Source organism: Microbispora sp. NPDC046933, from assembly GCF_040644635.1.
Taxonomy (GTDB): Bacteria; Actinomycetota; Actinomycetes; order Streptosporangiales; family Streptosporangiaceae; genus Microbispora.
Genome location: NZ_JBEYWW010000003.1, coordinates 197,025 through 211,122, shown reverse-complemented (window position 1 = coordinate 211,122; position 14,098 = coordinate 197,025). Strand labels below are relative to the sequence as shown.

General features: G+C 67.7%; 14 protein-coding genes and 1 pseudogene. 7 read left to right on the top strand and 8 right to left on the bottom strand.

Annotated features, from left to right (window positions below; genetic code table 11):
- Window positions 1-289 precede the first annotated feature (289 nt).
- The gene (locus tag ABZ857_RS05570; RefSeq protein WP_357037963.1) at window positions 290-481 is read left to right on the top strand and encodes a DUF2637 domain-containing protein; all 192 of its coding nucleotides are present in this window, start codon (window positions 290-292) and stop codon (window positions 479-481) included.
- Here ABZ857_RS05570 and ABZ857_RS05565 read toward each other — a convergent pair.
- Genes ABZ857_RS05565 through ABZ857_RS05555 form a run of 3 tightly spaced genes read right to left on the bottom strand, consistent with a single transcriptional unit; the run spans window position 462 to window position 5,119 of the window.
- Entirely contained in the window at window positions 462-2,759 is a 2,298-nt protein-coding gene (locus ABZ857_RS05565) for a CoA transferase (protein ID WP_357037960.1), read from the bottom strand. The two genes, ABZ857_RS05570 and ABZ857_RS05565, sit on opposite strands and share 20 nt — an antisense overlap.
- A gap of 19 nt (window positions 2,760-2,778) precedes the next feature.
- Window positions 2,779-3,978 carry an LLM class flavin-dependent oxidoreductase gene (locus ABZ857_RS05560; RefSeq protein WP_357037957.1) on the bottom strand — a complete coding sequence of 400 codons (1,200 nt, stop codon included), beginning with the start codon at window positions 3,976-3,978 and terminating at the stop codon, window positions 2,779-2,781.
- A 22-nt stretch (window positions 3,979-4,000) separates the two neighbouring features.
- Window positions 4,001-5,119: a serine hydrolase domain-containing protein gene (locus tag ABZ857_RS05555; RefSeq protein WP_357037954.1), complete on the bottom strand. Its 1,119-nt coding sequence runs from the start codon at window positions 5,117-5,119 to the stop codon at window positions 4,001-4,003.
- Window positions 5,120-5,283: 164 nt separating this feature from the next.
- Between ABZ857_RS05555 and ABZ857_RS05550 the strand changes: the two genes are divergently transcribed.
- The 6 genes from ABZ857_RS05550 (at window position 5,284) to ABZ857_RS05525 (ending at window position 10,060) form a co-directional block, all read left to right on the top strand.
- Window positions 5,284-5,994: a GntR family transcriptional regulator gene (locus ABZ857_RS05550; RefSeq protein WP_357037951.1), complete on the top strand. Its 711-nt coding sequence runs from the start codon at window positions 5,284-5,286 to the stop codon at window positions 5,992-5,994.
- 136 nt (window positions 5,995-6,130) lie between these two features.
- Complete coding sequence (locus ABZ857_RS05545; protein WP_357037949.1) at window positions 6,131-6,643, top strand: flavin reductase family protein; 513 nt, start codon at window positions 6,131-6,133, stop codon at window positions 6,641-6,643.
- Between the two features lie 10 nt (window positions 6,644-6,653).
- On the top strand, window positions 6,654-7,439 hold the full coding sequence (locus ABZ857_RS05540; protein ID WP_357037946.1) for an alpha/beta hydrolase: 786 nt from the start codon (window positions 6,654-6,656) through the stop codon (window positions 7,437-7,439).
- A gap of 13 nt (window positions 7,440-7,452) precedes the next feature.
- The gene (locus ABZ857_RS05535) at window positions 7,453-8,532 is read left to right on the top strand and encodes an LLM class flavin-dependent oxidoreductase (RefSeq protein ID WP_357037943.1); all 1,080 of its coding nucleotides are present in this window, start codon (window positions 7,453-7,455) and stop codon (window positions 8,530-8,532) included.
- 23 nt (window positions 8,533-8,555) lie between these two features.
- Window positions 8,556-8,861 (top strand): hypothetical protein, encoded by a 306-nt coding sequence (locus tag ABZ857_RS05530; RefSeq protein ID WP_357037940.1) that lies wholly within the window; start codon window positions 8,556-8,558, stop codon window positions 8,859-8,861.
- Window positions 8,858-10,060 carry a multidrug effflux MFS transporter gene (locus ABZ857_RS05525; RefSeq protein WP_357037938.1) on the top strand — a complete coding sequence of 401 codons (1,203 nt, stop codon included), beginning with the start codon at window positions 8,858-8,860 and terminating at the stop codon, window positions 10,058-10,060. Before ABZ857_RS05530 ends, ABZ857_RS05525 begins: the two co-directional genes overlap by 4 nt.
- Before the next feature lie 145 nt (window positions 10,061-10,205).
- Here the strand turns inward: ABZ857_RS05525 and ABZ857_RS05520 are convergent, their stop codons facing one another.
- From ABZ857_RS05520 to ABZ857_RS05500, 5 genes and pseudogenes are all read right to left on the bottom strand, one after another.
- Window positions 10,206-10,511: a hypothetical protein gene (locus ABZ857_RS05520; RefSeq protein ID WP_357037935.1), complete on the bottom strand. Its 306-nt coding sequence runs from the start codon at window positions 10,509-10,511 to the stop codon at window positions 10,206-10,208.
- Window positions 10,512-10,566: 55 nt separating this feature from the next.
- Window positions 10,567-11,055 (bottom strand): hypothetical protein, encoded by a 489-nt coding sequence (locus ABZ857_RS05515; RefSeq protein ID WP_357037932.1) that lies wholly within the window; start codon window positions 11,053-11,055, stop codon window positions 10,567-10,569.
- Window positions 11,052-12,371 carry an IS256 family transposase gene (locus tag ABZ857_RS05510; RefSeq protein WP_357038412.1) on the bottom strand — a complete coding sequence of 440 codons (1,320 nt, stop codon included), beginning with the start codon at window positions 12,369-12,371 and terminating at the stop codon, window positions 11,052-11,054. Before ABZ857_RS05510 ends, ABZ857_RS05515 begins: the two co-directional genes overlap by 4 nt.
- 75 nt (window positions 12,372-12,446) lie before the next feature.
- Window positions 12,447-12,584 (bottom strand): annotated as a pseudogene (locus ABZ857_RS05505) (transposase domain-containing protein); the annotation flags it as partial.
- Window positions 12,585-12,988: 404 nt separating this feature from the next.
- Window positions 12,989-13,954: a zinc-binding alcohol dehydrogenase gene (locus tag ABZ857_RS05500; protein WP_357037929.1), complete on the bottom strand. Its 966-nt coding sequence runs from the start codon at window positions 13,952-13,954 to the stop codon at window positions 12,989-12,991.
- Window positions 13,955-14,098 lie beyond the last annotated feature (144 nt).

The window sequence follows — 14,098 nt, the reverse complement described above, 5'->3', positions numbered from 1 at the left end:
ACTCGTCTCGGGCTGGCCGGAGCGATGCGCGGTCACGGCTGACGGCCTTGTGGAAAGGCATCGGCGACTGGTTACGAGACGAAGGGCAACCTGGGTCGCCGTACTCGCCCTGGCGATCACGGCGGGTTCGAGGTGATCGTGGCGAGCGACGTGGACAACTACCGCGCAACGTCTTGGCTGGCGCACGGGGCGTATGCGGCAGAGGCGGCCCTCGCGGCGGCGCGGTCCCAATCGAGGCAGACCCCGGGTTCCTTTTCGGAACCCGGGGGGGTGAGATGCGCTCCGACCGGTGGATCCGGTAGATCACGACAGTGAGCGTTCTCCAGTCGTCGCACTGATCGCCGCCGTGCTCTCCTTCTGCCACACGCACCGTCTCGCCCTCCATCACGGCGAGAACCCGCTGGCAGCGGCACTCATCTCTCTCGTGGCTCGCCGAGGCGACCTCGGCGAGCGTAGTTCGACTATCGGAACATCCCGATGAGTGTGGTGCCCTCGGGCAGGCCGTCTCGTGCCACGTCTCGTGCGATGAGATCCTCGCTGTCGAAACCGAGCTTCTCCAAGACCGCCCTGGTGTCCGCACCGGGAGGCCCGATAGGGGCGGTGGGCAGCGGCGGGGTCCGGCTCAGCCGTCGGCCGGGCCCGGCCATGCGCACCTTGCCCACTCCGGGGTGCTGCCGTTCGATGGACAGACCCCGCGATCGCACGAGCGCGTCGTCCATGAGGTCGGGCTGGTCGACGAGGACATGTGCGCCGATCCCGGCGGCGTTCAGCCGATCGACCCAGGTCTGGGCGGTCTCAGTGAGAAAAGTCTTCTCAAGGCCGGCTTCGTCCAGGCCCCGCAACTCCGGGACTGCATCCAGACCGTCAGGCGCGCAGAGGTAGAACCAGCGGCGGTCGGATCCGGCGTACAGCCGGTCGAAGAGGTTCCATCCCTTGGTGTGCTGACCGGAAGGCTCATCCCAAAGTCGCCCGGGGTAAGCGACCATGTACGGGATCTGCAGGAAGGTCGCGCTGTGTGTCAGGGACGACTGAACGTGCTGTCCTTCGCCGCCGCGCATGCGGTGGTACAGTGCGAGTAGAGCCGCGAACGCTGCCAGGTTGCCGGAGCCGTAGTCGTTGTACGGGTACGGCGCCATCAACGGCTCGCCGGCGCCGCCGAGCCGGATCTGCATGCCCGTCGGCCCCTGGCCGAGTTGTTCGCGCCCGCGCCATCCACCGCGGTAGCCCTCGTGTCCGAAGGCGCTGATCGACACGTAGACGAGTCCGGGGTTGCGCCGGCGCAGCGCCGCTTCGCCGATGCCCATACGGTCGGCGACGCCACGGGTGAAGTTCTGGACGAAGACGTCGATCCCATCGCTGAGCCGTTCGAAGACCTCCATGCCCTCGGGGGTCTTGAGATCGAGCATGATGGATTTCTTGCCGCTGTTGGTGTACATGTGCATGCCGAGCTGGCGGTCGACGAAGCTGTGGATCTTCACGACCTCGGCCCCGTACTCGGCGAGCACCCGCCCCACGGTCGGGCCCGCCAGCACCTGCGCGACATCGAGCACCCGGACGCCCGCGAGCGCTTGTCCGGCGTCGAGGCCGGACGGCTTCGGAACGGCACGAGGAGGAGCGGCGTCGAGTTCGGCGAGGATGGCGGCCCGATCCGCGTCGAGCGGCCTGCGGGCGAATCCGACCGCAGGCGGCGTGGCCGACATGCGGATCGGGAATCCGGCCTGCGCCGTGCGACCGTATTCCGGGTCGTCGAGCTCGATGACGGCCCCAGAGTCGCGCGCGTGCTCATCGAGAGTGAGCCATTCCTCCGCGGTCTGGCACAACGCCGCGGACGCACCGCTCTCGTCGTTGATTTTGATCTCCCAGTCGCGCGCGGGCAGCGTCGCGAACAGTTCCGCGTAGCGCCGCCGGGCACGTTCCTGCAGGTCCGGATCGGTGAGCATGCGTTCGGCGTCGCCCATGCCGTCCTCGATCCACTCCCGCGGAAGGAAGCTCTCGGCGAACCAGGTCAGATGCTTGTCCTGGAACAGGCACAGCTCCAGCCATCGGCCGTCGGCGCACTGGTAGTGACCGAGCTGGGGCATCGAGCCCGTCAGGCGCGGGCCCTTCGGAGCCGGCGGCTGCTCCGTCTTCATCACGCCCGATCCGATCAGCTCGAAGCAGGCGTCGAAGAGCGGCACCTCGACACGCTGTCCGAGCCCGATGCGCTCACGTGCGATCAGCGCTGCTACGACCGAGTGCGCCGCGACGATCGCCCCGTACGAGGACGCGACGGGCAGCGCGCTGTAGATGGGCTCCCCGCTGCGGTCACCGATGTAGTCCATCGGCGTGCACCCGGGATAGAGGTAGAGACCGGCGGCTGCGCTGACCACGCCCTCCCATCCGGGGAGCGCCGCCCGGGGGTCGTCCGCTCCGAAGCCCGGGATCGAGCAGTAGACCAGCCCCGGGTTGGCCGCCGTCATCGCCTCCGGGCCGAGCCCGAGACGATCCATGACGCCCGGCCGGAAGTTCTCGATCACGACATCCGCGCGCTCGATCAGCCGATGAGCGATGGATCGGTCGTCCGCCTCCTTGAGGTTCAGCACGATGCTGCGCTTGTTCCGTTGCAGCATCGCGTTGGCCGGGTGGCGCCATCTCGGCCCGCCGGGCGGATCCACCCGTACGACGTCCGCTCCCGCATCGGCGAGCCACGCCGCGACGAGCGGTCCAGCCAGCCACTGGCCGAAATCCACCACGCGAAGACCCGTCAGTGCACCAGGCACGACATCCTCCCTTACGTTCTCAGACGGACGTGACGACGGGCAGGCCGATCTCACTCAGCTGCTTGCGCCGCCAGGCTTGGTGCTCCGCCTCGCGCTCGCGGAACTCGGGGATGACCTGGGTCCCCCAGATCTCGAGCGACTCCATGAGGTGTTCGTGCTTGGTGGTCCCGAACTGCTGATTGAGCAGCAGCCCGTCGGCATGGCTTTGTTCGATCTGCCGGGTGAACTCGCGAGCCCGCTCCGGGCCGCACATCATCGTTCCGGGCAGGTCGGCGAAGTGCGCGCCCATCTCCAGCAGGGGCGCAGGGGTGTCCGTCAGGGTGCGGACGTCCCCCTGACCAGCCTTGAACTGCAGGAACTCGTTGTAGAGGTGATGAGCAGGGTCGCCCATGCGGGCATAGGAGCCTCCGCTCAGGCCGAACCCGTAGAGTTCGACTCCTTCACGGGCGCGTTCGACCGCCAGTTCGTCGGTGGGCGCCACCAGGCCGATGGTGAAGGTGAACACCGCCGGATTGATGCCCTTGCCCATCATCTTGACGGGCCTGGTCCGCAGCGCCTCCCAGTACGCGGCAACCTCGGCGGCGACGAGTTCGGGGCCCGCCAGCGTGAGCATGAGCACGCCCAGGCCACGCTCGGCCACGCCGGCCACCTGGCCGGGCCTGGACACCGACGTCCACAGTGGAGGATGCGGGGTTTGGAAGGACTTGGGCACAACATCCACGGCCGGATAGTCGAAGAACGCGTTCCGCACACCCGGCCAGACGCCGGGACTGCCGAGCACGTCCACGGAGATCTGCGCAGACTCGTGCGCCGCCTCCCTGTACTTCGACGGGTCCACGTGCAGCAGGGGACGGACCTCGGCCGGGGTGCCGGGGCCGAATCCGAACTCCGCGCGTCCGCCGGTCAACTGGTCGAGCATCGCGATCCGCTCGGCGGTGCGGATCGGATCGTTGTGCGAGGCGTGCACGATGCCGGTGCCGAGCCGGATGTTCTGCGTCACCTGCGAGAGAGCGCCGAGCAGCACCTCGGTCGCCGAATTGTGAGCGTATTCCGGCATGAAGTGGTGCTCGCCGAGGAACGCGTAGTCGAAGCCCAGGCTGTCGGCGAACCGGATCTGCTCGATCATCTCGGCGTACGCCCGGCGTTCCCTGCCGGGCTCCCAGTCGTCGCGGTCGGGGTCCTTAGGGACCATGGGGTTGTAGAAGACGCCGAACTTCATGTCGGTCTCCAATCGAAACGAGTCAGCCGAGCAGTCGCCCGGCGAGTGTGGACAGTTGTGCGGCGCGGTCGTCGCGCTCCCACGGCATGAACGTCACCGTGTTGGTGAGGTAGGCGAAGGACAGCCCGGAGTCGGGGTCGGCCCAGACGAGGTTGCCGCCCTGACCGTCGTGCCCGAACGCGCGCGGCGAGACCGACGAGCCGAAGAACGCCTGATCGGTTCCGGGCCTGGCGGCCGGCTCGCCGGCGACGTACATGCTCAGGCTGCGAGTGGCGCGGCTGCCGGTAGGGCCCGGCATGTTCACCCTGACGTGTCCGGTCGCGTCGGCCAGGACGTCCGGGCTCCAGAACTTGCCCGGGTTGTGCAGGTAGGCCTGATAGAGACGGACCAGGCCGCTGGGGGTGCCGACGCATCCGGCGCCGGGAAAGCCCGCGGCACGGCCTTCCGCCTCGCCCAGGCCGCCGGGGGTTGTGACGGCTCCCTCGCCGGTCGTGAACATCGGGGGCAGGGCCGCCAGGGTCTCGGCGGGCAGCGCGTACGTGTGCTCCAGCACCTTCGCCTGCTCGGCGACCGGTTCCCCCAGGGAGACGCCGTGGACGCCGGCGACACCCAGCGGTTCCAGCACGCGCCTGCGCAGGAACTCGCGGTGGTCCAGCCCGGACACCTGTGCGATCACTTCGGCCAGGACCCAGCTTCCGGACGCGGGGTGATAGGCGTACTGGCTACCGGGCTCGCTGGACAGCGTCCAGGAGGCGAACGCCTGCAGTCGCTTGTCGCGGTCGGCCCAGTCGGGCCAGTCCAAGGGGGCGAGCGGAAAACCACCCGTGTGCGTCATGACCTGCCCGATGGTCACCGTGTCCTTGCCGTTGGCGGCGAAGGCGGAGACATGGCGGGCGACCGGATCCTCGACGCGTATCGCACCCTCGCCGATGAGGAGCCAGAGGGCGGCGTCCTGCACCGTCTTCGAGGGTGACATGACCACCATCGGGGTGTCCGGCGTCGCGGCGCCGTAGGCGCGGGCGAACACGACGTCCCCGTCGAGGCCGATCGCGAAGGAGGCGGCCTGTAGCGGACCCTCCTCCACCTCACGCCGCACCTGGTCGCGCAGCTTCTGGAGCACCGATCCGTCCAGTTGCTTCATCCGGCCTCCTGAAGTTACAAGTGTGGCGGTGTGAAATTTCAGTAGGATTGGTCTGCACAATCTGCATCAGGTTTCCGAGATGTGTCAATAGCTCACCTGCGCGATCACGCAGGTTGCGGAGCTCTAGCATGGTCGGGTATGGCTGCGGCTACGGGAGGTCAAAGATGGTGGCGACGGGCGACGACCGCTCGACCTCGCTCGCGGACGACGCCTATCTGGCGTTGCGCGAGCTGATCGTGACCTGTCGCCTCGCCCCCGGGGAGCGCATCACCGAGAAGCAGCTCGCGAGCGACCTGGGTTTCGGGTTGACGCCGATCCGCCGTGCTCTGCTGCGCCTCAACCAGGAGGGCCTGATCCGCACGCTGCCTCGCCGGGGCTACCAGGTCACGCCGCTGAGCATCGCGTCGGTGAACGAGTTGTTCCAGGTCTGGCGCATTCTCGGCCCGGCCATCGGCGAACTCGCCGTGAACAACATGACCGAACAGGAGCGGGCCGCGTTCAAGGCCGAGGAGCAGGCGAGGGTGCAGGCCGAGGTCGTGGCCGGCGGCGACATGGCGCTGATCGAGCGGGCCAGTGAGACGTGGATGACCCTCGCCGAGAAGACCGGCAACGGGCGCCTGCTCGACATGTACGTCCGTCTGCTCGGCGACCTGCGCCGCGTCTTCCGCCTTGTGGTGCAAGATCCGGCGGCGCTGAAGGCCAGCAAGTTCGCTTCCTCCGAAAGCTGGGCCTTCATGGATGATCCGGGGAAGGCCCGGAAGTCCATAGAGGAGTTCATCGACAGGGCACACCGGCTCGTGCTGGAGATCTTGCTCTCCTGGCCCTCGGTGGCTCAGGCGGAAGTCGTCCTGCCGGGCGGCGGGAGGGCGCAGTAACCGAGGAGCGGGCGCATGCGGGGATGACGTGTGCGGACCGCTGAAATTTCAGCTTGACACGTTACACATTTCAGCACCATCGTTGTGGACACAAGAACCACACCTCCACGAAATCTGCGTGGAAGGAGTCCGTAACGTGATCTCCACTGACTCCACACCTGTGCCCACCGTGACATCCGAGGAATTCCGGCGTGTCATGTCCTCGGTGTGCACCCCGGTGTCCGTAGTCACCGCCTTCGACGACCAGCGACCGCACGGGACGACCGTCAGCGCGTTCGCATCGCTGTCGCTCGCGCCGCCCATGGTGCTGGTCGCCCTCGATCTCGGGTCCGACCTGCTCCAGATCATCCGGCGCTCGGGCCGGTTCGGGCTCAACGTGCTCAGTGCCGAGCAGAGCGGGCTGGCGATGACCTTCGCGCGCAAGGGCGCCGACAAGTTCGCCGACGTGTGCTGGTCGGCCGACGGCGGCCTGCCCCGTCTCGACGGCGCGGCCGGCTGGCTGGCCTGCGAGGTGCAGCAGCTCATCCCGGGCGGCGACCACGTCGTGGCCATGGCCACGGTCGTCGCCGCCGATCACCACGAGCGTTCGCCGCTCACCTACCACCAGCGTCTGTTCGGCACCCACGCCGCGCTGCCCGACGGACAGTGAAGGAGCCTTCATGCACGACATCCGTTTCGAGGAACGCCGGGTGGAGGCCGACGGCTTCTCCGTCCGTTATGTGGAGGCAGGAGACGGGCCGCCTCTGGTCATGCTGCACGGTGCGGGGGGCCTGGCCCTCAATGCCGCTCACTCATTGCTCGCTCAGCGGTTCCGGGTGCTCGCCTTCGAGTGCCCCGGATTCCAGGGCGAGGTCAACGACCGTACGAAGGACGGCCGTGAGATGGCCGCCACCATCGCGGCCGCGGTCGAAGCGCTCGGCGTGGAGACCTATGCCCTGCAGGGCACCTCGATGGGCGGTGCGATCGCTTGCTGGCTCGCGGTGCAGTTCCCCGAGCGGCTGACCAGCCTCATCCTCGAAGCGCCCGCCGCGTTCCGGCCCGACCGCGACCCCAGTGGCATGACTCCGGAGGAGTTCGTCGCGGCCTTCCACGCCCACCCCGAGCGCAAGGAGCTGACGCCGCCCGACCCGGACGCGCAGGCGCGGGTGTGGCCGCTGGTCGAGCGACTGGTCGGTCCCCCGTACGACACGGAGCTGGCCGACCGTCTGCGCGAGCTGCCCGTGCCCACCCTGGTCATGTACGGCACGCGCGACGGCCTGTTCGGCACCGAGCCGGGCCGTGTCTTCAGGGACCTCATCCCGCAGTGCACGTACGCGCTGGTGTATGACGCCGCCCACGACATGGCCGGCGACCGGCCCGAGGCGTTCGCCGACATCGTCGGCGAGTTCGCCGAGCGCCAGGAGCGCTTCTACGTTCCCCGCACCTCCACCGTGATCAACCGCTGATCGGGAGCCCCTGATGCAGTTCTCCATCTTCCAGCCGCTGCCGTACTTCGCTCCCGATCAGCCCACCGGCTGGCCGCAGGCGCCCAAGCTGTTCACGCCCGAGCACGCCCTGACCAGCGTGCAGCAGAACATGGATATCATCGACGCCGCCGACGAGGGCGGCTTCGACTACATCTCCGTGGCCGAGCATCACTACGCCAGCCGCCAGATGTGCCCCAGCCCCACCCTCGCCGCCGCCCTCATCAGCCAGCGGCTCAAGAACGCCAAGATCGCCATCCTCGGCGTCGACCTGCCGCTGCACAATCCGGTGCAGGTGGCAGAAGAGCTGGCGATGCTCGACACCTTCGCGCGCGGCAACCTCCTGGTCGGCCTGTTCCGCGGCACCCCCAACGAATACATCACCTACGGCCACAATCCCGCCGAATCCAAGGCCTCCTTCAACGAGGCCGTCGAGCTCCTGCTCCGCGCCTGGACCGAACCGGAACCCTTCGCCTGGGAGGGCATCCACTATCGGTACCGCATGGTGTCGATCTGGCCGCAGCCCATCCAGCGCCCCCGTCCGCCGGTCCTGGTCTCAGGCAACAGCCCCTCGTCGGCCGAGTTCGCCGCCAGGCACCGCCTGAAGATCGGCCTGTCGTTCGTACCCGTGGACAAGATTCCGCAGATGGTGGAGGTCTATCGCGAGGCGGCCCGGCGGCACGGCTGGGAGCCCGGTCCCGACGATGTCTTGTGGCGGGCGTTCGCGCACGTGGGAGAGACCGACGAGAAGGCGCGCGCCGTCTGCGACGAGTACGACTACGGCGACGCGATGGGCATCCTCGCCCCCACTCCCCGGCAACTGGCCAGCACGGCCACCATGATGGGAGAGGTCGCGGCCGGCTTCGGCGGCCCGGCCGGTCCCCCGCCCGGCGCGGGCCCCGTGCGTCCAGCGATCATGGGCGGCCCGGAGACCGTCATCGAGCAGCTCCAGGCGGTGCGCGAGGCGGGCGTCGGCATCGCCGACCTCATCTTCTCGGCCGACTTCCTGCCGCCCGAGGTGTCGTTGGAGTCGGTCAAGCTGTTCAGCAAGGAAGTCATTCCCGCCTTCCGTTGAGCGGCCGCGCCGAGAGGAAAATCATGTATCTCAGCATCGGCCCGGACCAGGTCGTGTCCGTGCATGAGGCCGACGACTTCACCCGCCTGCATCTGGAACTGCACGAGATCGGGCCGGATGCCGCCGGACAGGCCCTGCAGGCCGCCGGGCTGGGGCGGCTGCACGGTCCCGATCACGCGTACCTCGACCTCGCCGCGCTACGCAGCCTGGCGAGCGCTTCGGCCACCATGCCCGGCTGGGCCGCCGGGTGGGACGCCATGATCGAGTACGCCCGCCGCAAGGAATGGCTCAGCGCGGACGGCGACGCCGTGCGGGTCCACCTCGCATGACGACCGACACCGTCTCGGTCAGGTCGAAGCGGCGGCACGCGGGCGTCCTGGTCGCGCTCGGCGCGCTGTCCGCCTTCGGCCCCCTGTCGATGGACCTGTACCTGCCTGCCCTGCCGGACCTGGGCCGGGATCTCCGTGTGGGCGATGCCAGTGCCCAGCTCACCATGTCGTTGTGCATGGTGGGCCTGGCCCTGGGCCAGCTGGTCGCCGGTCCGCTCAGCGATCGCACCGGGCGGCGGCCGGTGCTGCTCACAGGCGTGGCGGTCTACATGGTCACGTCCCTGCTGTGCGCGGTCGCCCCCGGCATCTGGCCGCTGGTCCTGCTGCGGTTCGCGCAGGGGCTCGCCGGAGGTGCCGGCATGGTCATCTCCCGGGCCATGGTGCGCGACCTGTTCGACGGGCAGCGCGCCGTACGGGTGTTCTCGACGCTCATGATGGTGAGCGGCCTGGCCCCCGTGCTGGCGCCGCTCATCGGCGGTCAGCTCGCCCGCGTGACCAGTTGGCGAGGGATGTTCGTGGTCCTCGCGGTCATCGGCCTGCTGCTCCTGCTGGCCGCGTTCACCCTGCCCGAGACGTTGCCGCCGCGAGACCGGCAGGAGGGAGGGCTCCGCGAGACGACCGTCCAGTTCACCGTGCTCGGCCGCGACCGTCAGTTCGTCGGATACACCTTGGTCCTGGCCCTGATGAGCTGCGCTCTGTTCATCTACATCTCGCTCAGCTCGTTCGTCCTGCAGAACGAGTACGAGATCAGCGCCCAGCTCTTTTCCGTGATCTTCGCGGTCAACTCTCTCGGCATCGTCCTGGCAGGCAGGCTCAACAGCGTGGGTACCCGTTGGCTGAGCCCGCGGACCCTCCTCGGGGGCGGCATCGGCGTCGGCCTGACCGGCGCCGCGATCTCCCTGACGGTCGTCCTGGCCGGCTGGGGCCTGCCGGGCCTGCTGCCCGCGTTGTTCCTGGTGGTCTCCAGTTTGGGTGTCATCATGCCGAACGCGACGGCTCTCGCGCTCGAGCCGCACGGCCGGCGGGCCGGTAGTGCCTCGGCCTTCCTGGGAACCGCGCAGTTCCTCCTCGGCGCCGTGGTGCCCCCGCTGATCTCCGGTAACGGTGCCACCGCTGTCATGCTGACCCTCGGCGTCCTCGTCGCTGCCCTGTTCTCGCTGATCACCTATGCCACGACACGCCGCCCGACGCGAGCGTGACACCCCCGGCCGTAGTGGTCGGGTTTGGCATCGCGGGCATCGCCACCACGGTGCGGTGGCGGCAGATCGGTGGGAGCAGGCGCTGGTGGAGCGGGGGCCGCACGCCGGCTCAGGGTCCGGATCGATCCCGGCGTTCTGGGCAGCCTTAACTTTGAGACTGCATAACGCCTGGTAGACAGTCAGGAAAGGCGAAGATCTCCTGATTGAGGAGTTCAGGCAACCCGGAACGGAGGGTGAAGGCGGCCCCGCGGAGCCGGGTCTTGAGCTCGCCGTAGCCGTTCTCACTCTCCCGGTGCTCGTGATAGACAGCGGCGAGCTTGGCCGCCGGCGCCCGCTTGTGGTCCAGCAACGTTGTGATCAGCCGGAACTGATCCACCCTGGTCGAGCCGCAAGGGCCTTTGACGGTGACGCTGTACTCGATGATCCTTAGGGGGCCTGCCAGCCAACGCATCACCGATCGATAACCCGGCGGGTCAGGCTGTCGAGGAATCGTCAAGACCTGTGGACTAAGACGAGTTAGCTATCGGCGTTGCTCGGCGAGCCGGCGGTCGGCGGCGGTGCGAACACGTCGTGTCCTTCCATCGCTGGCGAGCAGCCGCAGAGCAGCCGGTGACGTCAGGATCTGCACAGCCGTGCGCTGAAACCAGTCGGAAGCGGCAAGGACATCCTCCTGCCAAATGGGCGTTGACGGCGATCGACCTGAGCAACATCCAGTCGTGCAGGCGGCGGACGAGGAACTCGTGCTCTCCGACCTCGGTTGCCATGGCGTGGAACCAGTCGCCGAATCCGGGGTCGGTGAGCAACTGGCGTGACCGCCGGTCCAGATGCCGAGCCACCGCCGACTGCGCCATCACCTCATCCGGATCGCGCAGGATCACCCGCACCAGCTCGGCTTCGTCTTCTCGGCAGACGTCCTCGAGCTGCTGAAGGTAGCGGTTGAAGCGCTGATGCTCGTCCTCGTCCGGCTGGGTGCCGGCCTCGCTCCAGCCGCTCACGCTGCGACTTCTTCGGGGCGTTCGACGAGCTTGCCGTTGATGAAGGTCGCCCCGGCACGGACCAGGGCGACGAGATGGGGAGCGTTGACCGCGCGCCAGCGGGCCTGGGCCGACTCGATCGGCTTGAACGCCATAGCCAGCCCAGCAGCCCGGGACCCAGGCCCTTTGGTGACCTTCGTGCGATGCCGGACGGTCGCGAACGTCGACTCGATCGGGTTGGTCGTGCGCAGATGCACCCAATGCTCGGCAGGGAAGTCATAGAAGGCCAGCAGTTCCTCGACGTCATCGACGACCTTGGCTACGGCCTTGTCGTACTTGATGCCGTAGGCGGTCTGGAATTTCTTCGCCGCCGCCAGGGCGTGGTCTTTGTCCTCGGCGTTCCAGATCTTGGCCAGGGCCTTCTTCGCGCCGGGCTGGGCGGACTTCGGTAGCGCCGACAGCACATTGGCGATCTTGTGAAACCAGCACCTTTGGGCTCTGGTCTGCGGGAACACCTCATCCAGCGCTGCCCAGAACCCCAGCGCGCCGTCCCCGACGGCCAGCACCGGCGCGCGTATTCCCCGCCGTTTGCAGTCGCGCAGCAGGTCGGCCCACGACTCGGTCGGCTCGCGGTAGCCGTCGGCCAGTGCGATGAGTTCCTTGCGGCCGTCGGCGCGCACGCCGATCACCACCAGCAGGCACAGCCGGTGTTCTTCCAGGCGGACGTTGACGTGGATCCCGTCGGCCCACAGGTAGACGTAGTCCACAGCCGGCAGGTCCCGGTCGGCGAAGGCGCGCTGCTCAGCCTTCCACTGCTCGGTCAACCGGGTGATGACCGGCGCCGACAGCCCGGCCGTCGAGCCGAGGAACTGCCCCAGCGCCGGGACGAAGTCGCCGGAGGACAGGCCGTGCAGGTAGAGCAGTGGCAGCACCTCGTTGATCTTCGGTGTCTTGCGCGCCCAGGGCGGCAGGATGGACGAGGAGAAGCGCTTACGCTCGCCGGTGACCTCGTCGGTGCGCTTGTCGTTGACGCGGGGCGCTTTGACCTCGATGGTGCCAGCCGCGGTGAGCACCTGGCGCGGCTGGTGGTAGCCGTTGCGTACCACCAGACGGCGCCCATCGTCGTCACGTTCGCCGGCGAACTGGGCGATGTAGGCGTCGACTTCGGCTTTGAGCGCTTCGGCGAGCATGCGGCGGGCGCCTTCCCGGACGATCTCGTCGATCAGCGAGGAGGAGACCGGGGCGTCTGAGGTACGGCGGTCGCCGTCAGCGGGGTCAGGGACTACGGTGAGTACGGGTGTGCCTTCCCGACCGACGTTGGCGCGTCGGTCATGCATGAGACCTACATGATCATCGGGAAGGTACACCCTTCCCTGGAGATCCACAGGTTCTAAGCATTGCTCCAGGCTGTCCGCCCCGCTGAACAGGAACAACCCGAGAACGAAGTAGAGCACCACCCTGGCGGGGAGCAATCGCCGCCGCTGCTCCCGGCACCCGGACTGCTCGATGACGTCCTCGACCAGCTCGGGATGGATCTCGCAGGTCAGCACCCCAAAGCCGATGGGATACTCCTGTTCCGGGCCGCTTCTAGCGTCCTCCTGCTCCGGCGGCAGGACGGAGAGATCGTTATTGCTGGAGAGCGGCCGCACGGGCGTGACAGACTGACGAGCAACGAAGCTCCTCGATAGGGCGGATGCGTTCTTGGCCGATCGCCGTCCTATCGAGGGCTTCGTTGCTTTACCGGGAGACTCGCCAAATGTCACCGAATCGCGACACTCTGCTCAAGAGCATCGTCACCTGATCCCGCGTGTCTACGCTTCTGCCTGCAGAATGCCTTAACTCACTGGCATTGCAACTCAAAGGCGCTTTTCTCGCGTAAACGATCAATACCCGCTCAAATTCGCCGCGAAAGCCCGAGGCTTACGTACGGTAACAACGCCGGCAAGTGCCAGGCCTACAGGTCCGGGTTCCAGGCGAACATGGGAGCGGTGAGGGTCCGGTCGCCATCGAGCAGTCGCTGGTAGACCTGGGCGGCTGTTGCGGGGTCGTAAACGTCCTCGTCGCGATCCGGCGTTGTGACGGCACCGGTAGCCACGAGATGCAGGAAGTTTTCGGTGTCCTTCTTTACTTCGGCCGGCCGGGCGGAGACCAGGGAGCCGATCATCGTGATGCCTTTGACGAACAGAGAACCGTAGTCGAGGCTGATGGGCGCGATCATGCCGCCGGAGAGCACCACAGTGCCCAGTGGAGCGGTGACCTGCAGTGCGGTGTTGACTCCCGCCGGTACGCCGGACAGGTCGATGGTCGCCCGGGTCCCGCCACCCACGCGGGCCAGGATCGCGTCGAAGGCGGTGTCCCTGGGATCCGCGGCGAACGTGGCGCCGTGGGCGAGGGCCGCCGCGCGGCGGTCCGCGTCGAGGTCGAGCGCCAGGATCGGCCAGACACCCTGCACGGCAGCGATCTGCGTGGCCAACGAACCGATCGGACCCTGCCCCACAATGCTGAGCGAATCGCCCAGACGGACCCCGGACAGTCGCACCGTGTGGGCTGCGACCGCGCCAAGATGGAAGAAGACCGCGCTGCGCAAGGGCACCTCGTCTGGGACGGGGAAGACGGTGTCGACCGGCGCGATCACATGCGCGGCGTGGCAGCCGACAGGTGGCCCTGCGACGACACGATCACCTACGGCCAGGCCGGTCACGCCCGCGCCGAGCGCCGCGACGCGGCCGGCCACGCTGTAGCCGGGCACGAGCGGGAACGCTATACCCACCACGGCGTGGATTTCGTCGCTGGCGAGCAATTCCCGCTCGGTACCCGGGCTCACCAGCGAATAGGCGGTCTCGATCAGAATTTCGCCCGGCTTCGGCTCTGCGAGCGACACGGTGCCGTGCTCGACTTGCTTTGGTCCGTTCCAGACCACTGCGCGAGTATCCACTATTCGTCCTCTCTACAATTGGCGCCGACACCACGGCCTTCAGGCGTGGTTCCTTTTCGGCTACTGCTAGACCTGCGAATACGGAAGCGGTTCAGAATCTCATTAGAGATGGTCGACTTTGTGTTCTTA